Raw genomic sequence first — 20,943 nt, forward strand, 5'->3', positions numbered from 1 at the left:
CGGTGACCGCCGCCCGCACGCTGACCCTGTCCACCACGGCGGACGGGAAGTGGTACGTCGACTCCGACCGGCCCGAGAAGAAGTCGGCGCAGCAGCTGTGGGACCAGGGCCCGGTCTCGGTGGTCCGGGGGCGCAGCAGCCTCGTCCTCGGGGTGGGGCAGAGCGGGCAGGCCCTGAAGGGATACGCCGGCCTCGCCGACCACGCCGTGCCCGCGGTCTCGGACGCCTGGGGCACCGACTGGAGCCGGCACGTCGTCGTGATCGTCCCGAAGTCGCTGGACGGCATGGCCGGGCTGCTCGGCTCGCCGGCCTCCAACTACCGGGGGATCGCGGCCGTCACCACCGGTGAGGCGGGCGGCACCGGGCAGGCGCCCGCGGACCGGATCATCGTCAACCCCGAGGCGTACGGCATGCTCGGCCCGCTGGGCAGGCAGGTCGTCCTCACTCACGAGACCGCCCACGTGGCCACCCGGGCCCACACCGACCCGGCCACCCCCCTGTGGCTCTCCGAGGGCTACGCGGACTGGGCCGGCTACCGCCGCACCGGCCGCACCCCGGACCAGGCCGCGCCCGAACTGTCGCGCGCGGTCGCGGACGGCGACGTGCCGGCCGCGCTGCCCGCCGACAAGGACTTCGGCTTCGCCGGCGACGCCACCCGGCTCGCGCAGGCCTACGAGGGCGGCTGGCTGGCCTGCCGCATGATCGCCGCCCACTGGGGCGAGCAGCGGCTCGACGCGTTCTACCGCGCCGTGGGCGCCCACGACCGCCGGGCGGGGGCGGTCGAGGACGCCCTGAAGAAGGAGCTGAACACCACCCTCGACCGCTTCACCGCCCAGTGGCGCGCGTATCTGCGCGCCCAGCTGGGCTGAGCCCGTCGGGCGCGGACCGGGGAGCCGGGGCGGGCGCCGCCGGGCGGGGGACCGTGGCCCGCCACAGGCCGTGGGCCGCCGTGACGCAGGCGGCCAGCAGGAGGCCGTTGCGCAGCACCAGGAGGGTGATGCCGAGACGGTCGCTCATGACCACGTCGACGAAGTACACCGGGAACTCCAGCACCGTCACCAGTGAGGCCGCCGCCACCAGCCAGGCCGGAAGCCGCATCCGGCCGCCGGGGAAGCACAGGCACACGGCGCCGAGCCCCACCAGCCACACCAGGTACTGCGGGCTGATCACCCGGCTGGTGGTGGTGAACAGCAGCACCGCCGTGAACGCGGCGTCCGCGAGCGTGGCCGCCCCGGGCGAGGACCGCCGCGCCCGGAGCCACCACAGCACCAGCCAGCCGGAGGCCACCCCGGTCAGCGCCAGCGAGGCGTCGCTGAGCACGCCGGCGTACGGGCCGACGAACTCCACCGAGCCGTAGTTCAGCAGCACCTGGCCGCTCCAGCCGAAGTGCCGGGCCACATGGATGACGAGCGCGCCCAGCGACTCCACCTCGGTGCCCCGATCGCGCTGGGCGGTCAGGAAGGACAGCGCGCCCGGCATCGCCAGCGCGAACGCCGAGGCCGCGGCGGCCACGGTCGCCACCGCCGCCGCCCACGCCCGCCGTCCCGCTCTCCCGAGGGCGCCCGCGAGCAGCAGCAGCGGCCACACCTTGAGCATCGCCCCGAACCCGGCCAGCGTCCCGAGCAGGCGCGGCCGCCGCAGACCCGCCAGCAGGGCGGCCACCGCCACCGCGGTCACCATCACGTCGTAACGGGCGTAGAGGGTGGGGCCGAGCAGGGCGGCGCCCACGGTCCAGAACCAGGCGCCGTGCAGCGGCCGGCCGGGGCCGCGCCCGCCGTACAGCAGCAGGCACAGCACCGCCAGGTCGGCCAGCAGGGCCAGAGCGGCGAACGCGGTGGCGTAGCCGAGGAAGGGCAGGGCGGCGGGGGCGAGGATCGCCAGCGCGGCGGCGGGCGGATACTGCCAGCTGACGTCGTCGAGCGGGAAGGAGCCGTGCCGCAGCACCTCGAACCAGCCGCGGTAGATCACCGAGACGTCGGTGGTGACGTCCGGGCCGGGGAAGACCAGCACCCCGAGCACGAACAGCAGCAGCACCAGCCTGCTCGCCCCCCAGGCCGCGAGCACTGCCGCCGGGCCCAGGCTCCACCGCCTGCCCGTGCCGTCCATGTCAGCCCCTGTCCGCCGGCCTTTCGTCACCTCCGCGCGCCGTCGTCCGGCGCGCCCCGGCGACACCGCCGAGGACCACATGATGTCCCCGGGACCCGTGCGCGTGCCATGAGGCACGGCCGTGGCCGGCGCCCGGTCGCCGTTGGATAGGGTCGGCGGCGATGCACAAGACCCTCGTCGTGACCAACGACTTCCCGCCCCGCCCGGGCGGCATCCAGGCGTTCCTGCACAACATGGCGCTGCGGCTGGACCCGGAGCGGCTGGTCGTCTACGCCTCCACCTGGAAGCGCGGCCGGGAGGGCGCCGAGGCGACCGCCGCCTTCGACGCCGAGCAGCCCTTCACCGTCGTACGCGACCGGACCACGATGCTGCTGCCGACCCCGCGCGTGACCCGGCGGGCGGCCGGGCTGCTGCGCGAGCACGGGTGCTCCTCGGTGTGGTTCGGGGCGGCCGCGCCGCTCGGGCTGATGGCGCCGGCCCTCAGGAGGGCGGGCGCAGAGCGGCTGGTGGCCACCACCCACGGCCACGAGGCGGGGTGGGCGCAGCTGCCCGCCGCGCGGGACCTGCTGCGCCGGATCGGGCAGTCCACGGACACGATCACCTACCTCGGCGAGTACACCCGCTCCCGGATCGCCGCCGCGCTGACGCCGGAGGCCGCCGCGCGGATGAGACAGCTGCCGCCGGGAGTGGACGAGAAGACCTTCCACCCGGCCTCGGGCGGCGACGAGGTGCGCGCCCGGCTCGGGCTGAGCGACCGGCCGGTGGTGGTGTGCGTCTCGCGGCTGGTGCGGCGCAAGGGCCAGGACACGCTGATCCGGGCGATGCCCCGGATCCTGGCCGCCGAGCCGGACGCCGTGCTGCTGATCGTCGGCGGCGGGCCGTACGAGAAGGACCTGCGGCGGATGGCGGCCGAGACCGGGGTGGCGGGCTCGGTGCGCTTCACCGGCGCCGTCCCCTGGTCGGAGCTGCCCGCCCACTACGGCGCCGGTGACGTCTTCGCCATGCCGTGCCGCACCCGGCGCGGCGGCCTGGACGTGGAGGGGCTCGGCATCGTCTACCTGGAGGCCTCCGCGACCGGCCTGCCGGTCGTCGCCGGCGACTCCGGCGGCGCGCCCGACGCCGTGCTCGACGGCGAGACCGGCTGGGTCGTGCGGGGCGGCTCCCCCGAGGAGGCCGCCGACCGCGTCACCACCCTGCTCGGCGACGCGGAGCTGCGCCGCCGGATGGGGGAGCGGGGCCGCCGCTGGGTCGAGGAGAAGTGGCGCTGGGACCTGCTCGCGGAGCGGCTCAAGGAGCTCTTGTAAAAGCTTGGCCAAAGCGGTTGCGGGAGGATCGCCGCACCCCTAGGCGGAACAGCGGAATCCGCGGATGCTGCGCGCATGACAGGAAAACTGATGCAGCGTCAACTGACGAGACGTCACATCCTTGGTATGGCGGCCCTCCAGACCGCCGCCGCCCTCGGCTTCACCCGGATCGGCCTGCAGTCCGCCCGGGCCGCCGAGCCCGCCGCCGTCGAATCCGCCCCCGCCGTCGTCGTCGGCTCCGGCTACGGCGGCGCGGTGGCCGCCCTGCGCCTGGGCCAGGCGGGCATCCGCACCCTCGTCCTGGAGATGGGCCGGCTGTGGAACACCACGGGCCCCGACGGCAAGGTGTTCTGCTCCACCCTCTCCCCGGACCGGCGCTCGATGTGGTTCCGCACCCGTACCGAGGCCCCGCTGGCCACCTTCCTGTGGCTGGACGTCGTCAACAAGGACATCAGCCCCTACCCGGGCGTCCTGGACCGCGTCCACTTCGACGCCATGTCCGTCTACGTCGGCCGGGGCGTCGGTGGCGGCTCGCTCGTCAACGGCGGCATGGCCGTCACCCCGCGCCCCGACTACTTCGCCGAGCAGTTCCCGGCCGTCGACGTGAACGAGATGTACGGCACCTACTTCCCGCGCGCCCGCGCCATGCTGGGCGTCAACTCCGTGGACCCGGGCTGGTTCGAGTCGACCGAGTGGTACCGCTTCACCCGTACCTCCCGCAAGGCCGCCGCCAACGCGGGCCTGAAGACCGCCTTCGTGCCGAACGTCTACGACTTCGGCTACATGGAGAAGGAGGCCGCCGGCACGGCCACCAGGTCCGCCCTCGCCGGCGAGGTCATCTACGGCAACAACCACGGCAAGAGGAGCCTGGACAAGACCTACCTCGCCGCCGCCCTCGGCACCGGCAACGTCACCGTCCACACCCAGGAGAAGGTCACCGGCGTCACCAGGGCCGCCGACGGCACCTACGTCCTGACCGCCGACCTCGTCGACGACACGGGCGCGGTCACCGGCACCCGGCAGTACGGCTGCACCTACCTCTTCCTCGCCGGCGGCAGCCTCGGCACCAGCGAACTCCTCGTCCGCGCCCGGGACACGGGCACGCTGCCCGGGCTCGGCTCCGAGGTCGGCGCCGGCTGGGGCACCAACGGCAACACCATGCTCGCCCGCGCCAACCACGTGTGGGACACCGTCGGCGCGAACCAGGCGACCATGCCCGTCATGGGCATCGACGACTGGGCCAACGCCGACAACCCGGTCTTCGCCGAGATCGCCCCGCTCCCCATGGGCTTCGAGCACTGGGTCAGCCTCTACCTGGCGATCACCAAGAACCCCGAGCGCGCCAGGTTCACGTACGACACGACCGCGGGGACGGTGCGGCTGGGCTGGACCGCCGCGCAGAGCGCGGTCTCCGTGGGCATGGCCCGGAAGCTGTTCGACCGGATCAACGCGGCCAACGCCACCATCTACCGCTACGACCTGTTCGGCTCCCCGAGCAAGGTCTTCGCCGACGACTTCACCTACCACCCGCTGGGCGGCTGCGTCCTGGGCCGGGCGACCGACGACTACGGCCGGGTGAAGGGCTGTTCGCGGCTCTACGTCACCGACGGTTCGCTCGTGCCCGGCAACATCGGCGTCAACCCGTTCGTCACCATCACCGCGCTCGCCGAACGCACGATGGCGCGGGTCCTCGCCGAGGACACCGCGCCATGACGCCGGGGGAGAAGGCGGCCTACTTCGCGTAGAGCGCCTCGATCTCGTCCGCGTAGTCCTTCGCCACCACGTTCCGCTTCAGCTTCAGCGACGGGGTGAGGTGGCCCGACTCCTCCGTGAACTGGGAGGACAGAATGCGGAACTTCCGCACCGATTCCGCCTTCGACACCGCGGCGTTGCCGTCGTCGACCGCCGTCTGGACCGCCGCGTTCAGATCCGGGTCGTCACGCAGCGACGCCGCGGTGGACCCCGCCGGCTTGCCGTGCTCGGCGCACCAGCGGCCCAGGAACTCCTCGTCGAGGGTGACCAGCGCGCCCACGAACGGCCGCCCGTCGCCCACCACCATGCACTCCGCCACCAGGGCGTGCGCCCGGATGCGGTCCTCGATCACGGCCGGGGCGACGTTCTTGCCGCCCGCGGTGACGATGATCTCCTTCTTGCGCCCGGTGATCCGGAGGTACCCGTCCTCGTCGAGCGTGCCGATGTCACCGGTGTGGAACCAGCCGTCGGCCAGCGCCTCGGCGGTCGCGCCCGGGTTGTTCCAGTACTCCTTGAACAGGTGCTCGCCGTGCAGCAGCACCTCGCCGTCGTCCGCGATGCGGATCACCGAGCCGGGCAGCGGCTGGCCGACCGTGCCGATCTTCTGCCGGTCCCAGGGGTTGAACGCGGTCGCCGCGCAGGACTCGGTCAGGCCGTAGCCCTCCAGGACCGTGAAGCCGATGCCGCGGAAGAAGTGGCCGAGCCGCTCGCCCAGCGGGGCGCCGCCGGAGATGGCGTACTCGCCGCGTCCGCCGAGCACCGCGCGCAGCTTGCCGTAGACCAGCTTGTCGAACGCCTTGTGCTTGATCCGCAGCCCCAGCGACGGCCCCGAAGGCGTGCCGAGCGCCTTGCTGTACGCGATCGCCGTGTCGGCCGCCTTGTCGAAGATCGCGCCCTTGCCCTCGGCCTGCGCCTTGGCGCGCGCCGAGTTGTAGACCTTCTCGAAGACCCGCGGGACGCCCAGTATCAGCGTGGGCCGGAACGCGGCCAGCTCGTCGGTGAGGTTCTTGATGTCGGGGACGCAGCCCAGCTTGATCGGCGCCATCATCGGCGCCACCTGCACCAGACGCCCGAAGACGTGCGCCAGCGGCAGGAAGAGCAGCACCGAGCACTCGCCGGTGCGGAACAGCGGGCGCAGCCGCTCCACGACGTTGCCGCACTCCGCGAAGAACGCGCGGTGGGTGAGCACGCAGCCCTTGGGCCGGCCGGTGGTGCCGGAGGTGTAGACGATGGTCGCCGGGTCGTCCGCCTTCGCCAGCGAGCTGCGCTCCTCGACCATGGCGTCGCTGATGCCCTGCCCGGCGCGGCCCAGCTCCTCGATGCCGCCGGCCTCGATCTGCCAGACGTTCTTCAGCGCCGGGAGCGTCTCGCGCACCGACTCCACGGCGGCCGCGTGGTTGTCCAGCTCCACCACGCAGGCGGTCGCGCCCGAGTCGGACAGGATCCACTGCACCTGCTCCGGCGAGCTGGTCTCGTACACCGGCACGGTGATGGCGCCCGCGCTCCAGATGGCGAAGTCCAGCAGCGTCCACTCGTAGCGGGTGCGGGACATCAGGCCCACCCGGTCGCCGGGCTGGATGCCGGAGGCGATCAGGCCCTTGGCCGCCGCGTGCACCTCGGCGAGGAAGTCCCGGGCCGTCACGTCCTGCCAGACGCCGCCCGACTTGCGCGCGATGACGGCCACATCGGGATGCTGCGCGGCGTTTCTGCGGACGATGTCGGTCAGGTTTCCGTCCGCAGGGACCTCGTACAAAGCCGGAAGGCTGAACTCGCGCAAGACTGCTGCTCCTCATAGGGCGCCGGCGCCACGACGTTGTGTGATGCGACGGTGGTTGAAAGCCAGAGCACGACTGGACGGCCCGGACGTTACCCGTCGGTATGTTTTTCCGACAGGGGGTCCCGGTGAGATGTTCGCTGCGTCACACGGATTGATGTTCCAGTGCGCACAGTAGTCGACCCCCTAACTGACTGGCCAGTAACCGGGGGTTCGCCCAGCACTGTTCACCAGTGCACCGCCCCGCCTACGCTTGATCACCATGGCACCCACACCGCCCGGCGACGGCAGCACCCGCATCCACGTGGTCAGCGACGTGCACGGCAACGCCCGCGATCTCGCCAGGGCCGGCGAAGGCGCCGACGCACTCGTCTGCCTGGGCGACCTGATCCTCTTCCTCGACTACGCCGACCACTCGCGCGGCATCTTCCCCGACCTCTTCGGCGTGGCGAACGCCGACCGCATCGTCGAGCTGCGCACCGCCCGCCGCTTCGCCGAGGCCCGCGAGTTCGGCAAGCGGCTGTGGGCCGGCATCGAGGGCGACCGCGCCCAGGTCATCGAACAGGCCGTCCGCAAGCAGTACGCGGAACTCTTCGCCGCCTTCCCCACGCCGACGTACGCCACCTACGGAAACGTCGACATGCCCCCGCTGTGGAAGGAGTACGCCCGCGAGGGCACCACCGTGCTCGACGGGCAGCGCGTGGAGATCGCCGGCCGCGTCTTCGGCTTCGTCGGCGGCGGACTGCGCACACCCATGCGCACCCCCTACGAGATCGGCGACGAGGAGTACGCGGCCAAGATCGAGGCGGTCGGCGAGGTCGACGTGCTGTGCACCCACATCCCGCCGGACGTGCCCGAACTCGTCTACGACACCGTCGCCCGCCGCTTCGAGCGGGGCAGCCGCGCCCTGCTGGACGCCATCCGCCGCACCCGCCCCCGGTACGCGCTCTTCGGCCACGTCCACCAGCCGCTGGTGCGCCGCATGCGGATCGGCGCGACCGAGTGCGTGAACGTGGGCCACTTCGCCGGCACCGGCCGGCCGTGGGTGCTGCGATGGTGAGCGTTCCGGCCGATCGCGCAGGTGGGGGTGGAAACGGGCGACGGGCCGCGCGGTAGCCTTCACGCTGCACACACGTGCGCATCACTACCGCACCACCCGGCCGTACGACGGCCGCACTACCGGCCCGCATCTGGAGGAGCCACGGCGATGGCGGAACACACCAGCTCGAGCATCACGATCGATGCGGCACCGGCCGACGTGATGGAGGTGATCGCCGACTTCGCCCGCTACCCCGACTGGACCGGTGAGGTGAAGGAGGCCGAGGTCCTCAAGACCGACGACCAGGGCCGCGCCGAGCAGGTCCGCCTGGTGATGGACGCCGGCGCCATCAAGGACGACCAGACCCTCGCCTACACCTGGACCGGCGCCCACGAGGTCTCCTGGACCCTCGTCAAGTCCCAGATGCTGCGCTCCCTGGACGGCTCCTACCTCCTGAAGCCCGCGGGCCCCGGCGCCACAGAGGTGACGTACCGCCTCACCGTGGACGTCAAGATCCCCATGCTGGGCATGATCAAGCGCAAGGCCGAGAAGGTCATCATCGACCGGGCCCTGGCGGGCCTGAAGAAGCGGGTGGAGTCCGAGCGCTAGCCAGCAGGCCGCCCTCGGCGCGGGCGGCCCCGCGGCCGCGAACGCGCCCCCGCGTCCGGCTCCGTTACCGTTCCCTCTCATGCGCACCCTCCTGATCACGGGCCCCGGCGGCAGCGGCCGTACCACGGTCGCCGCCGCCACCGCACTCACCGCCGCCCGTGACGGCACCCGCACCCTCCTCCTCGGCGCCGACCGCACCGACACCCTGGGCGCGGTCCTCGGCACGCCCACGGGCGCGGCCCCGGCCGAGGCGACGGCGAACCTCACCGCCTGGCGCCCCGACGCGAACGCCGCCTTCCGGGACGACCTCACCGCCTTCCAGGAGCGCGCCGCGAGCGTCCTCGACCTGCTCGGCGCCTCCCGGCTGGACGCGGAGGAGGTCACCCCGCTGCCCGGCGCCGGGGAGCTCGCCCTGCTGCGCGCGCTGCGCGACGCGGCCCTGTCGGAACGGTTCGACCTGCTGGTGGTCGACCTGCCGCCGGCCCCGCAGGCCCTCGGCCTGCTCGCCCTGCCCGAGGAGCTGCGCCGCTACCTGCGCCGGCTCCTGCCGCCCGAGCGGCAGGCGGCCCGCGCCCTGCGGCCCGTACTCGGCCGGCTCGCCGGCGTCCCCATGCCGGCGGAGTGGCTGTACGAGACGGCGGCCCGCTGGGACGTCGAACTGGCCGCCGTCGAGGCGGTCGTCGCCGACCCCGGCACCACCGTGCGCCTGGTCGCAGAGCCCGGCCCGGCCGGCGCCGACGCCCTGGCCGAGGCCGCCCTCGGACTGGCCGTGCGCGGCCTCGCCGTCGAGTCAGTGGTCGCGAGCCGGGTGCTGCCCGAGGCGCCCGCGGACTCCTGGCTCGCGGGCCCGGTCGCCCAGCAGCGCAAGGCCCTCGACGAGTGGCGCGAGACGTACGACGTCCACCCGGCCGCCCACCTCGGCCGCGACCCGCGCGGCGCCGACGACCTGGCCGCGCTCGCCCTGCCGGGCGTCAACCCGGCGACCACCCCGGCAGAGTGGCCCGTCACCGACCGGCTCACCGAGGACGGCGTGCTCGTCTGGCACATCCCCCTGCCCGGCGCCGTCCGTGACGAGCTGGACCTCGTCCGGCGCGGTGAGGAACTGGTGATCACCGCCGGGCCCTTCCGGCGCATCGTTCCCCTCCCCTCGGTCCTGCGCCGCTGCACCGTCGACGGCGCCGCCCTGCGCGACGGCGCCCTGCGCATCCGCTTCACCCCGGACGCCTCCCTGTGGCCCCGTCAGCGGTGACGCCCCGGCCGCGCGAGATGAAGCGGGTACCGCCGTTCGGGTAACGTCGTAAGGACGAAACGTAGTCAGGAGCCCGCCATGAGCGAAGAGCGCACACCGGCCGGCGACGCGTCCGACGGCGCCGCTCAGGAGAACGCCGAGGAAGTCCGGGCGACCGACGCCGACGCCTGGGCGACGGCCTGCGCCGAGGACCTCGAGGCGGAGAAGAACCGGCGCCGCGACCGGCACGGACCGCCGCCCGGCTCGGCCGCCGAGGAGCTGCGCAAGCTCGTCGACACCGTCGCCGGCAAGCTGTCCTCCCTGCAGTCGCCGCTGCTCGGCTCGGTCGCCGGACCCGCCGCCCAGCAGGTGGTCCGGCAGATGGTGCAGCAGGCCAGGGCGGCCGTGGAGCCCGTGCTGGAGCGTAACCCGGACGTCTTCGACCACCTCGCGGCGGCCGGCGGCGAACTGCTCGCCGCCTACCGCTCGGCGGTACAGGGCCAGGAGCGCCGCTGGACGTCCGGCACCAGCGGCGCGGCCGAGGACCTCAGGGACCTGGACGAGCGCCGCGACCGCGGTGAGGGCACCGGCGGCGGCGAACGCATCGACCTCGACTGACCGCCGCCGGGCGCCCCGGCGCCGCCGCCCCGGCCGTCCGGCGGGCGGACGACGCGAATCCCGGGGCAGGGCCTCGGGTACGGTTGGCCGTAGCGGGGCTCGACCGAAACTGAGGGATTCATGGGACTCACCATCGGCGTCGACATCGGCGGCACGAAGATCGCGGCCGGCGTGGTCGACGAGGAAGGCAACATCCTCTCGACCTTCAAGGTGCCGACCCCGGCCACGGCCGAGGGCATCGTGGACGCCATCGCCTCCGCCGTCGAGGGGGCGCGTGCCGGTCACGAGATCGTCGGCGTGGGCATCGGCGCGGCCGGTTACGTCAACCGCCAGCGCTCGACGGTCTACTTCGCGCCCAACATCGACTGGCGCCAGGAGCCGCTCAAGGAGAAGGTCGAGGCCCGAGTCGGTCTTCCGGTCGTCGTGGAGAACGACGCGAACGCCGCGGCCTGGGGCGAGTACAAGTTCGGCGCCGGCAAGGGCCACCGCAACGTCATCTGCATCACGCTGGGCACCGGCCTCGGCGGCGGCATCATCATCGGCAACAAGCTGCGCCGCGGCCACTTCGGCGTGGCCGCCGAGTTCGGCCACATCCGGATGGTCCCCGACGGCCTGCTGTGCGGCTGCGGCTCGCAGGGCTGCTGGGAGCAGTACGCCTCGGGCCGCGCCCTCGTGCGGTACGCCAAGCAGCGCGCCAACGCCACCCCCGAGCGCGCCGAGGTGCTGCTCGCGCTGGGTGACGGCACCCCGGACGGGATCGAGGGCAAGCACATCTCGATGGCCGCCCGCCAGGGCTGCCCGGTCGCCGTCGACTCCTACCGCGAGCTGGCCCGCTGGGTCGGCGCGGGCCTGGCCGACCTGGCCTCCCTCTTCGACCCGTCCGCCTTCATCGTCGGCGGCGGCCTCTCCGACGAGGGCGAGCTGGTCCTGGAGCCGATCCGCAAGTCGTACAAGCGCTGGCTGGTCGGCGGCAACTGGCGCCCGGTCGCCGACGTCATCGCCGCCCAGCTCGGCAACAAGGCGGGACTGGTCGGCGCGGCGGACCTCGCCCGCGAGCCCGACCCGATCATGTGACGAGCGGTTCCTCAAGCCGCGGGTGACCGTCGGCACCCAGGGGCGCGGGGAACCGCGCGGCGAGCCGGTACGAGCCACCACGGACCGGGCCGCGCGTCGCACACGAACCTCGCGCCCGGGCCCCTGGGCGTACATTGATCCACATGGAGCCGCTGCCGAACTCCCGCACCGAGCCCGACGGTTCAGCCCTCGTCCGCGTCCTGAGCTACAACGTCCGCTCCCTGCGCGACGACACCGCGGCACTCGCCCGGGTGATCACCGCCTGCGCCCCGGACCTGGTCCTCGTCCAGGAGGCCCCCCGCTTCTTCCGCTGGCGCAAGAAGCTGGCGAAGCTGGCGGCGGCCTCCGGGCTGGTGATCCTCACGGGAGGCGCCACGGCCGCCGGCCCCGCCGTCCTGTGCTCGCTGCGCGCCACCGTCGAGCGCACCGAGGACGTGCTGCTGCCGCTCACCCCCGCACTGCACCGGCGGGGCCTGGCCACCGCGGTCGTACGGTTCGCCGGCGCCCGGCTGGGCGTCGTCAGCTGCCATCTGTCGCTCGACAAGGACGAGCGCTACGAGCAGAGCGGCATGCTCCTCGACCGGCTCGCCGGGATGGGCGTCGAGCACGCGGTCGCGGGCGGCGACCTCAACGAGCGGCCGGAGGGGCCGGCCTTCGCCCGGATCGCCGCCGGTCTGCGGGACTGCCGGACCGTCGCGCCCTGGGGCGCGGAGTACACCTGGACGCCGGGCGACCCCCATCAGCGCATCGACGCGATCTTCGCGACCCCGGGCGTCGAGGTCCTCGGCTGCGGTGTCCCCGTGGGCCACCCCGGCGTACGCGAGAGCGACCTGAGGGCGGCCACGGACCACTTCCCGGTCCTGGCCGCCCTCAGAGTCCCCGCGGCGCGGTAGGCGCGGTGGCGGTGGGCGCGGGGTTCAGACGACGGCGCCGCGTCCCGGGTCGTCGTCGTCCTCGTCGTCCGGCTTCATCCGGGTCACCAGCGTGGCGAAGCCGCCGAGGAAGCCGCCGATGCCGAGCGTGGTGAGCCACCACGTCATGTCCCAGCCGAACAGCACGGCGAGCAGCAGCAGGACGGGTCCGCCGGTCACCGCGAGCCAGGCGAACTTCGAGGTCACGTCCGCATCGGGCAGCGGCGGCGGCTCCGGCGGCACGAAGTGGCCCTCGTCGTCCTCGTCGGAGGGCTCGCGGGGCGTGTAGTCGCGCGGGCCGACGCCGGGGGCGAAGGAGACCGAGCCGCCCAGCGGCCGCGCCGGGGCCGGCCGGTCCTCCTGGGGACGCTCCGCCGGGCGCTGAGCGCGGGGCGGAGCGTCGTCCGCCTCGGGGGCGGTGCTCGCGGCGTCGCCGCCCGGAGCGGTGTCCGGAGCGGTGTCCGGAGCGGTGTCCGGGCCGAGCGGGAAGTCCGGCAGCTTCAGGTCCTCGACGGGCCGGTAGGGCCGCGTGCCGGGCGGGTCCGGCGGCTCCTCGCCGTACCCGGCGACGATCGCCGCCCAGGCGGCCTCCTCGTCGAAGGGGACGCCCTCCTGCGGGGCGGACCCGGTGGAGGGGCGCTCGGGCGGCTCGGGCAGCGCCGCGCCGGACCCCTCGGGCGCCTTGGACTGCGTGTCCGGGTCCGGGCCGGCGTCGGCGCCGGAGCCCAGGGAACCGAGGGACTCCGCCGGCTCCCGGCTCTCCCGGCCCTCCTGACCCTCGCGCCTCTCGCGGTCGGAGTCGTGCTCAGCCACCTGCGGACGTCCCTTCCTTGCCGACACTGGGTGCGAGCCGGCCGATGAAGGCGTGGCTCTCCTCGAAGATCCGGTCCGCGTCATGGTCCAACGTCGCGACGTGGTAGCTGTGTTCCAGCAGGACCTCGGTCACGTCGACCGAGGAGACCCGGCCGAGAACACGGGCCGAGTCGGCCGGGGGCACCACATGGTCGCGGGGGCTGCGCATCAGCAGCAGCGGCTGGGTGACCTGCGGAAGCTCGCCGTCGAGCAGCCGGAGGAAGATCCGCAGCGAGTGCGCGGCGTCGAGCGGCACCCGGTCGTAGCCGAGTTCGGCGGCGCCCTCCTTGGCGATGTCGCTCGCGATCCCCCTGCTCGTGCGCAGGAAGTGGCGGGCGACCGGAAGTGCGTGGGCGGCCGGTCCGTGCACCTTGTTCGCCGGGTTGACGACGATCACGCCTGCGATGTCGTCGCCGTGCCGGGCGGCGAGCCGCAGGGCCAGGGCGCCGCCCATGGAGAGGCCGGCCACGAAGACGTGCGCGCAGCGCTCGCGCAGGGCGCGCAGTTCGCGGTCCACCTCCGCGTACCAGTCCTGCCAGCCGGTGATCTGCAGGTCCTGCCAGCGTGTGCCGTGTCCGGGCAGCAGCGGCAGGGAGACGCTCAGACCGCGCCCGGCCAGGTACTCGGCCCAGGGGCGCAGCGACTGCGGGGAGCCGGTGAAGCCGTGACACAGGAGCACGCCGACCTCCCCGCCCTCATGGCGGTACGGCTCGGCTCCGGGGAGGACCGGCACGTCGGTCTCCTGTTCGTGGAAGGGGGCCGGGCACGCCGGCCGCGGGCACGCCGACGAGTGCAGGTACTTCACCGTACGCGACGGCACTGACACCGACCAGGGCCGTCGGCTCCTTGGGCGCCCGCTTGGGGTTATGGTCTGATCGACACACACAGGAAGGCACTCGGTTGTTCTACGGCACGATGAAGGTCGCCATCGGCGGGCCGCTGAAGCTCGCCTTCAGGCCCTGGGTGGAGGGTCTGGAGAACATCCCGGTCGCGGGCGCCGCCATCCTGGCGAGCAATCACCTGTCGTTCTCCGACTCGTTCTTCCTGCCCGCGGTGCTCGACCGCAAGGTCACCTTCATCGCCAAGGCCGAGTACTTCACCACCCCCGGGGTCAAGGGCCGTCTGACGGCCGCCTTCTTCAAGGGCGTCGGGCAGCTGCCCGTGGACCGCTCGGGCGCGCGCGGCGCGGGCGAGGCGGCGGTGAAGAGCGGCATCGAGGTGCTGGAGCGCGGCGAGCTGTTCGGCATCTACCCGGAGGGGACGCGCTCGCCCGACGGCAGGCTCTACCGCGGCAAGCCCGGCGGCCTCGCGCGCGTGGCGCTGGCCACCGGGGCGCCGGTCATCCCGGTCGCCATGATCGACACGGAGAAGATCCAGCCGCCCGGCAAGGTCGTGCCCAAGCTGATGCGCCCTGGCATCCGCATCGGAAAGCCGCTCGACTTCAGCCGCTACCAGGGCATGGAGCACGACCGCTTCGTCCTGCGCGCGGTGACCGACGAGGTCATGTACGAGATCATGAAGCTCTCCGGCCAGGAGTACGTCGACATCTACGCGACCGCGGCCAAGCGGCAGATCGCGGAGGCGGCCAAGGCCGAGAAGGAGGCCGGCAAGGCGGCGAAGGCCGCCCTGGATGCGGCCGCCAGGGAACAGGCCGAGAAGGAGAAGAACGCGGAGTAGGCGAGCCGCGGTCGACGCAAAGGGGGGGCATGCCCAGGCGTGAGCGTGTCATGAGGATGTCGGTGGAGCAGCCGCTGTGGCACGCGCTCGCCGGCTACCGGGTACTGACGATGTTCTACGCGGTCGGCCTGTTCGCCACCGCCTACGACCGCTTCCCGCGCCCGGGGATCGCCGTCGCGTACTACTGCGTCCTGTTCGTGTGGACGCTGGCCACCCTGCCCAGGGTCGCGAGCGCGGCCGCCTGCACCAAGCGGTTCCTCGCCCTCGACCTGACCCTCGCGGTCACCGGCATCCTGCTCACCCCGGTCGCCGACGCCCACGCCCGGATCGTGGACGGCGGCCCGACGCTGCCGTCGATATGGACGGCGGGTGCCGTGCTGGCCTTCGCGCTCAAGGGCGGCTGGCGCTGGGCCGCCGTCGCCTCCACCGCCGTCGCCGCCGCCAACCTGGTCGAGCGCGGCAGCCCGGCCCGCGACACGGTGCACAACGTGATCCTGGTCTGGGTCGCCTCCATCGCCATCGGCTACGTCGTCGAGGTCGCCCGCGCCTCCGAGCGCACCCTCGCCCGCGCCCTGGAGATCGAGGCCGCGACCCGCGAACGCGAGCGCCTGGCCCGGGACATCCACGACGGCGTGCTGCAGGTGCTGGCCATGGTGCAGCGGCGCGGCGCGGTCCTCGGCGGCGAGGCGGCCGAGCTGGGCCGGCTGGCCGGGGAGCAGGAGGTGGCGCTGCGCACCCTGGTCTCCGGCGGCCTGGTGCCGCCCTCCCGCACCTCCGAGGACGCGGCCGAGGGAGCGGTCGTACGCCTGGTCGAGGAGCCGGAGGACTCCGGGCCCGTCGATCTGCGCCCGCTGCTCGCGCGGTACGCCGGATCCCGGGTCAGCCTGGCCGAGCCCGGCGCGCCGGTGGAGCTGCCGCCGCGGGCGGCGCGCGAGCTGGCCGCCGCGGTCGGCGCCGCCCTGGACAATGTGCGCAGGCACGCGGGGGCGGACGCGCGGGCCTGGATCCTGGTCGAGGACGAGCCCGGCGAGATCGTGGTGACCGTGCGGGACGACGGCCCCGGCATCCCCGATGGGCGGCTGGTCGAGGCCGAGGGCGAGGGGCGGCTCGGGGTGGCCCAGTCGATCCGGGGACGGCTGCGCGATCTCGGCGGCAACGCCGAGCTGCTGTCGGTTCCCGGTCAGGGCACGGAAGTCGAGCTGAAGGTACCGAAGGTCTCCACGGGGAAGGCGGAGCGGAGTTGAGCATCAAGGTGATGGTGGTCGACGACCACCCCATGTGGCGCGACGCGGTCGCCCGGGACCTGGCCGAGTCCGGCTTCGAGGTGGTCGCCACCGCCGGGGACGGCGAGCAGGCGGTGCGCCGCGCCAGGGCCGCCGCGCCCGACGTCCTCGTCCTGGACCTCAACCTGCCGGCCAAGCCCGGCGTGCAGGTCTGCAAGGAACTCGTCGGCCACAACCCGGCGTTGCGGGTCCTGGTGCTCTCGGCGAGCGGGGAGCACGCCGACGTCCTGGAGGCGGTGAAGTCCGGCGCGACCGGCTATCTGCTGAAGTCGGCCTCGACGGAGGAACTGCTGGACGCGGTGCGCCGTACGGCGGCCGGCGACCCGGTGTTCACTCCGGGCCTGGCCGGTCTGGTCCTCGGCGAGTACCGCCGGCTGGCCGCCGAGCCGCTGCCGGCCGCGGACGCCGACGAGCCGAACGCGCCCCGGCTCACCGACCGCGAGACCGAGGTGCTGCGCCTGGTCGCCAAGGGTCTGAGCTACAAGCAGATCGCCGAGCGGCTGGTCATCTCCCACCGCACGGTGCAGAACCACGTGCAGAACACCCTCGGCAAGCTCCAGTTGCACAACCGGGTCGAGCTGGTGCGGTACGCCATAGAACGCGGACTGGACGGCGAGTAAATCCGCGTACGCGCCAGCGCCACTCTTTCGAGTGGAATTGCGTCGGTCAACTACCGGACATTCAGCCGGAATTGGACCTTTTCCCCGGTCGGAAGTGACGTGTGTCACTTTCTACCGGACATTCAGCCGGAATTGGACCTTTTCCCCGGTCGGAAGTGACGTGTGTCACCCCTAGCGTGACCGTCACCAGGCAACCGCGGCGAAGGGACATTTCCATGCGCGTCGGAGTACTGACCGGAGGCGGCGACTGCCCCGGACTCAACGCCGTCATCAGGGGCGTCGTCCGCAAGGGCGTGCAGGAGTACGGCTACGAATTCGTCGGCTTCCGGGACGGCTGGCGCGGCCCCCTCGAGAACGACACCGTCCGGCTCGACATCCCCGCCGTGCGCGGCATCCTGCCCCGCGGCGGTACGATCCTCGGCTCCTCGCGCACCAACCCGCTCAAGCAGGAGGGCGGCATCCGGCGCATCAAGGACAACCTCGCCAAGCAGGAGGTCGAGGCGCTCGTCGCGATCGGCGGCGAGGACACCCTGGGTGTCGCCGCCCGGCTCAGCGACGAGTATGGCGTGCCCTGCGTCGGCGTGCCCAAGACCATCGACAACGACCTGTCCGCCACCGACTACACCTTCGGCTTCGACACCGCGGTCGGCATCGCCACCGAGGCGATCGACCGCCTGCACACCACCGCCGAGTCCCACATGCGGGTGCTGGTCTGCGAGGTGATGGGCCGTCACGCCGGCTGGATCGCCCTGCACTCGGGGCTCGCCGGCGGCGCCAACGTCATCCTCATCCCCGAGCAGCGCTTCGACGTCGACCAGGTGTGCGCCTGGATCACCTCGCGCTTCCGGGCGTCGTACGCCCCGATCGTGGTCGTCGCCGAGGGGGCCATGCCCAAGGACGGCGACATGGTCCTCAAGGACGGCTCGCGGGACTCCTTCGGGCATGTGCGGCTGTCCGGGATCGGCGAGTGGCTGGCCAAGGAGATCGAGCGGCGCACCGGCAAGGAGTCCCGTACGACCGTGCTCGGGCACATCCAGCGCGGCGGCACCCCGAGCGCCTTCGACCGCTGGCTCGCCACCCGCTTCGGGCTGCACGCGGTCGACTGCGTCCACGACGGCGACTTCGGCCGGATGGTCGCGCTGCGCGGAACCGAGATCGTGCGCGTGCCCATCGCCGAGGCCACGGCCAGGCTGAAGACCGTGGACCCGGAGCTGTACCGCGAGGCCGGGATCTTCTTCGGCTGAACCGGCATCCCGTGGGTATGGGCCGTATTCTCGGGCCCATACCCACGACCACGGGAGCGGTGATGGAGATCCTGGCCTTCGGAGTGCAGGCCGACGAGAAGCCCCTGATCGAACACGCCTTCCGGGACCACCACCAGATCCGCTGTCTGGACGTCTTCCTCAACGAGGACACCGCCCCCATCGCCGCCGGTTACGAGATCGTCTCCTCCAGCGTCAACGCCGACCTCGGCGCACCCGTCCTTCAGACGCTCGCGGCGGGCGGCACCCGCCTGATCGCCCAGCGCTCCACCGGCTTCAACAACATCGACCTGCGCGTGGCCGAACGGCTCGGCATGACGGTCGCCCGGGTCTCGTACTACTCGCCGTACGCGGTCGCCGAGTTCGCCTGGACGCTCGCCCTCGCCGTGAACCGGCGCATCGTGCGGGCCTCCACCCGCACCCGGGACTTCGACTTCCGGCTCGACGGACTGATGGGCCGTGACCTGCACGGCCGCACCGCCGGAGTGATCGGCACCGGCAAGATCGGCGAGGCCTTCGCCCGGATCGCGCACGGCTTCGGCATGCGGCTGCTCGGCTGGGACGTCGCCGAGAACCCCGCCTGCATGGAACTGGGCATGAAGTATGTCTCCCGCGACCAGCTCCTCGCCGAGTCCGACCTGGTCTCCCTGCACGTCCCGCTGATGCCCGAGACGCACAACCTCATCGACGCGGCCGCCCTGAAGACCATGAAGGACGACGCGATCCTGGTGAACTCCAGCCGCGGCGGCCTGGTCGACACCGCGGCCCTCGTCGCGGAACTGCGCGAGGGCCGCTTCACCGGCGTCGGGCTCGACGTCTACGAGGCGGAGGCGGGTCTGTTCTACGTCGACCGGTCCCTGGAGCCCGTCGAGGACGACACCCTGGCCCGGCTGGTCACCTTCCCCAACGTCCTGGTCACCTCCCACCAGGCCTACTACACCGAGGACGCCGTACGGCAGATCGTCGACACCACGGTGCGCAACGTCCTCGACTACAAGGCGGGCCGCCGCTCGGAGAACGTGCTGGTGCCGCGCAGCTGACCGACGTGGTCCACCAGTTCCGCCACGATCGCGGCGCCGTTCAGCGTCAGCACCGACTCGGGGTGGAACTGCACACCGGCGAAGGCGTTCCCGCTCGCGCCCGGCTCGCGCCGCGGCCCGCGCAGGGCGTGCACCTCGCCGGCCGCGCTCCGGCTCACCTCCACACCGTGCGCGGCGAGCTCGGCGCACGCCTCGTCGTCGCAGGCCGCCACGAAGCTGTTGTAGAAGCCGACGGTCTCGGTGCGCCCGAACAGGTCGACGGCGCTCTGCGCGCCCTGGAACGGCACCTCCTTGCGGACGATCGGCAGGCCCAGCTCGGCCGCGATCAGCTCGTGCCCGAGGCAGACCCCGAGCACGCCGTGCCGGTGCCCGCGGAGCACCTCGGCGGTCAGGGCGCGCAGGAAGCGCATCTTCGGGTCGGACAGGTCCGAGGGGTCGCCGGGCCCGGGACCGAGGACCACCGGACCCGGGTGCGCGAGGACCGCCTCCCGCAGTCCGGGCTCGTCGTAGCGGCGAACCGTCACCTCGAGACCCGAGGACCGCAGCACGTGCGCGAGCATCGCCGTGAAGGTGTCCTCCCCGTCCACGACCAGCGCGTGGCCCGCGAGCCGCGCCGAGCGCTCCTGCATCCGCAGCCAGAACGGGGCCAGTGAGGCCCGCCGCCCGTCCAGCGCCGCCCGCACCCGAGGGTCCTCGGCGAGGCGGGCCGGCGCACGCTCCGCGCGCGGCCGGGCTGGCGCCACGCCCAGCGCCGCCAGCACCCCCGCCGCCTTGGCGTGCGTCTCGGCGACCTCGCCCGCCGGGTCCGAGCCGCGCACCAGGGTGGCGCCCACCGGCACGCGCAGCCGCCCGGACGCGTCGATGTCGGCGGTGCGGATCAGGATGGGGGAGTCGAGGGTCTGCGCCCCGCCGGAGTCCCGGCCGAGGAGGGCGAGGGCGCCCGCGTAGTAGCCGCGCCCGCCCGACTCGTGCCGCTCGATGACCCGGCAGGCGTTCTGCACCGGCGAGCCGGTCACCGTCGCGGCGAACATGGTCTCCCGCAGCACCTCGCGCACGTCCAGGGACGACCGGCCGCGCAGCTCGTACTCGGTGTGCGCGAGGTGGGCCATCTCCTTCAGCCGCGGACCGACCACGGTCCCGCCCATGTCGCCGACCGTGCACATCATCTTGAGCTCCTCGTCGACGACCATCGACAGCTCCTCGATCTCCTTGCCGTCGGCGAGGAAGTCCAGCAGATGCCCGGCCGTGGGCCCCCCGGCCGGATAGCGGTACGTCCCACTGATCGGGTTCATCACCACCGTGCCGCCCGACATCCGCACGTGCACCTCGGGACTGGCCCCCACCAGCGTCCGCTCCCCGGTGTGCACCACGAACGTCCAGTACGCCCCCCGCTCGCCCTCCAGCAGCCGCCGGAACAGCGCCAGCGCGTCGGCCCGGCCGAACCCGTCGATCCCGCCCTCGTACGTCCGGCGGATCACGAAGTTCGCGCCCTCGCCCGCGCCGATCTCCTCGCGCAGCACCCGCCCGACGATCCGCGCGTACTCCTCGTCGCCGACGTCGAAGCCGCCGCCCGTCACCCGGACCTCGTGCGCGGGCAGCCGGTCCAGCGCCTCGGCGAGCGGGACGGCGTGCCGCTCCTCGGGCGTCAGCACCAGCAGCGGGGTGCCGTCGTCGCGGACGTCGAAGCCGCGCTCGCGGATCTGCCGGAACGGCACCAGCGCCAGGCACTCGTCGGGCAGCTCCGCCAGCCGGTCGCGGGTGCCGACCGGGCCGAGGAACACCTCGACCAGGTCC

The 20,943-nt window shown here is 73.2% G+C and carries 19 protein-coding genes; 14 read left to right on the top strand and 5 right to left on the bottom strand.

Annotated elements, in window-relative coordinates:
* The coding region (locus IE249_RS02025) for a hypothetical protein (RefSeq protein WP_229857249.1) at positions 1-869 on the top strand (869 nt) is incomplete at its 5' end.
* Here the strand turns inward: IE249_RS02025 and IE249_RS02030 are convergent.
* Positions 826-2,106, bottom strand: coding sequence for a glycosyltransferase 87 family protein (locus IE249_RS02030; RefSeq protein ID WP_189703002.1), 1,281 nt, complete (start codon positions 2,104-2,106; stop codon positions 826-828). The genes IE249_RS02025 and IE249_RS02030 overlap by 44 nt on opposite strands.
* 161 nt (positions 2,107-2,267) lie before the next feature.
* Here IE249_RS02030 and IE249_RS02035 point away from each other — a divergent pair, with 161 nt between their 5' ends.
* Together IE249_RS02035 and IE249_RS02040 are read left to right on the top strand one after the other, a co-directional pair.
* Positions 2,268-3,410 carry a glycosyltransferase family 4 protein gene (locus IE249_RS02035; RefSeq protein ID WP_189703003.1) on the top strand — a complete coding sequence of 381 codons (1,143 nt, stop codon included), beginning with the start codon at positions 2,268-2,270 and terminating at the stop codon, positions 3,408-3,410.
* Between the two features lie 90 nt (positions 3,411-3,500).
* Entirely contained in the window at positions 3,501-5,123 is a 1,623-nt protein-coding gene (locus tag IE249_RS02040; RefSeq protein WP_506366324.1) for a GMC oxidoreductase, read from the top strand.
* Positions 5,124-5,142: 19 nt separating this feature from the next.
* Here the strand turns inward: IE249_RS02040 and IE249_RS02045 are convergent, their stop codons facing one another.
* Positions 5,143-6,939: an AMP-dependent synthetase/ligase gene (locus IE249_RS02045; protein ID WP_189703005.1), complete on the bottom strand. Its 1,797-nt coding sequence runs from the start codon at positions 6,937-6,939 to the stop codon at positions 5,143-5,145.
* Positions 6,940-7,198: 259 nt separating this feature from the next.
* Between IE249_RS02045 and IE249_RS02050 the strand changes: the two genes are divergently transcribed.
* The 6 genes from IE249_RS02050 to IE249_RS02075 all read left to right on the top strand — a co-directional run bounded on the left by IE249_RS02050 (position 7,199) and on the right by IE249_RS02075 (position 12,397).
* Positions 7,199-7,996, top strand: coding sequence for a metallophosphoesterase family protein (locus tag IE249_RS02050; protein WP_189703006.1), 798 nt, complete (start codon positions 7,199-7,201; stop codon positions 7,994-7,996).
* Between the two features lie 147 nt (positions 7,997-8,143).
* Positions 8,144-8,584, top strand: coding sequence for an SRPBCC family protein (locus IE249_RS02055; protein ID WP_189703007.1), 441 nt, complete (start codon positions 8,144-8,146; stop codon positions 8,582-8,584).
* A 79-nt stretch (positions 8,585-8,663) separates the two neighbouring features.
* On the top strand, positions 8,664-9,833 hold the full coding sequence (locus IE249_RS02060) for an ArsA family ATPase (protein ID WP_189703008.1): 1,170 nt from the start codon (positions 8,664-8,666) through the stop codon (positions 9,831-9,833).
* 78 nt (positions 9,834-9,911) lie between these two features.
* The gene (locus tag IE249_RS02065; protein ID WP_189703009.1) at positions 9,912-10,430 is read left to right on the top strand and encodes a DUF5304 domain-containing protein; all 519 of its coding nucleotides are present in this window, start codon (positions 9,912-9,914) and stop codon (positions 10,428-10,430) included.
* Positions 10,431-10,550: 120 nt separating this feature from the next.
* Positions 10,551-11,504: an ROK family glucokinase gene (locus IE249_RS02070; RefSeq protein ID WP_189703010.1), complete on the top strand. Its 954-nt coding sequence runs from the start codon at positions 10,551-10,553 to the stop codon at positions 11,502-11,504.
* Positions 11,505-11,647: 143 nt separating this feature from the next.
* The gene (locus tag IE249_RS02075) at positions 11,648-12,397 is read left to right on the top strand and encodes an endonuclease/exonuclease/phosphatase family protein (RefSeq protein WP_189703011.1); all 750 of its coding nucleotides are present in this window, start codon (positions 11,648-11,650) and stop codon (positions 12,395-12,397) included.
* Between the two features lie 24 nt (positions 12,398-12,421).
* Here IE249_RS02075 and IE249_RS02080 read toward each other — a convergent pair whose 3' ends face one another.
* The gene (locus tag IE249_RS02080; protein ID WP_373304323.1) at positions 12,422-13,228 is read right to left on the bottom strand and encodes a hypothetical protein; all 807 of its coding nucleotides are present in this window, start codon (positions 13,226-13,228) and stop codon (positions 12,422-12,424) included.
* A complete protein-coding gene (locus IE249_RS02085; RefSeq protein ID WP_189703012.1) occupies positions 13,221-14,000 on the bottom strand; it encodes an alpha/beta hydrolase in 780 nt (259 codons plus the stop codon). Before IE249_RS02085 ends, IE249_RS02080 begins: the two co-directional genes overlap by 8 nt.
* Positions 14,001-14,182: 182 nt before the next feature.
* Between IE249_RS02085 and IE249_RS02090 the strand changes: the two genes are divergently transcribed.
* From IE249_RS02090 to IE249_RS02110, 5 genes are all read left to right on the top strand, one after another.
* A complete protein-coding gene (locus tag IE249_RS02090; RefSeq protein ID WP_189703220.1) occupies positions 14,183-14,944 on the top strand; it encodes a lysophospholipid acyltransferase family protein in 762 nt (253 codons plus the stop codon).
* Between the two features lie 29 nt (positions 14,945-14,973).
* Positions 14,974-16,188, top strand: a complete 1,215-nt coding sequence (gene macS / locus IE249_RS02095; RefSeq protein WP_189703013.1) for a MacS family sensor histidine kinase — start codon at positions 14,974-14,976, stop codon at positions 16,186-16,188.
* An 11-nt stretch (positions 16,189-16,199) separates the two neighbouring features.
* Positions 16,200-16,847 (top strand): response regulator, encoded by a 648-nt coding sequence (locus IE249_RS02100; protein ID WP_189703221.1) that lies wholly within the window; start codon positions 16,200-16,202, stop codon positions 16,845-16,847.
* A 215-nt stretch (positions 16,848-17,062) separates the two neighbouring features.
* The gene (locus tag IE249_RS02105) at positions 17,063-18,091 is read left to right on the top strand and encodes a 6-phosphofructokinase (RefSeq protein ID WP_189703014.1); all 1,029 of its coding nucleotides are present in this window, start codon (positions 17,063-17,065) and stop codon (positions 18,089-18,091) included.
* Between the two features lie 62 nt (positions 18,092-18,153).
* On the top strand, positions 18,154-19,149 hold the full coding sequence (locus IE249_RS02110) for a 2-hydroxyacid dehydrogenase (protein ID WP_189703222.1): 996 nt from the start codon (positions 18,154-18,156) through the stop codon (positions 19,147-19,149).
* Here IE249_RS02110 and IE249_RS02115 read toward each other — a convergent pair.
* Positions 19,101-20,943, bottom strand: a 1,843-nt coding sequence (locus IE249_RS02115) for an anthranilate synthase family protein (RefSeq protein ID WP_229857251.1), incomplete at its 5' end; no start/stop codon positions are given. The genes IE249_RS02110 and IE249_RS02115 overlap by 49 nt on opposite strands.

This window comes from Streptomyces anandii JCM 4720 (assembly GCF_014650655.1).
In the GTDB taxonomy this organism is placed as follows: Bacteria; Actinomycetota; Actinomycetes; order Streptomycetales; family Streptomycetaceae; genus Streptomyces; species Streptomyces anandii.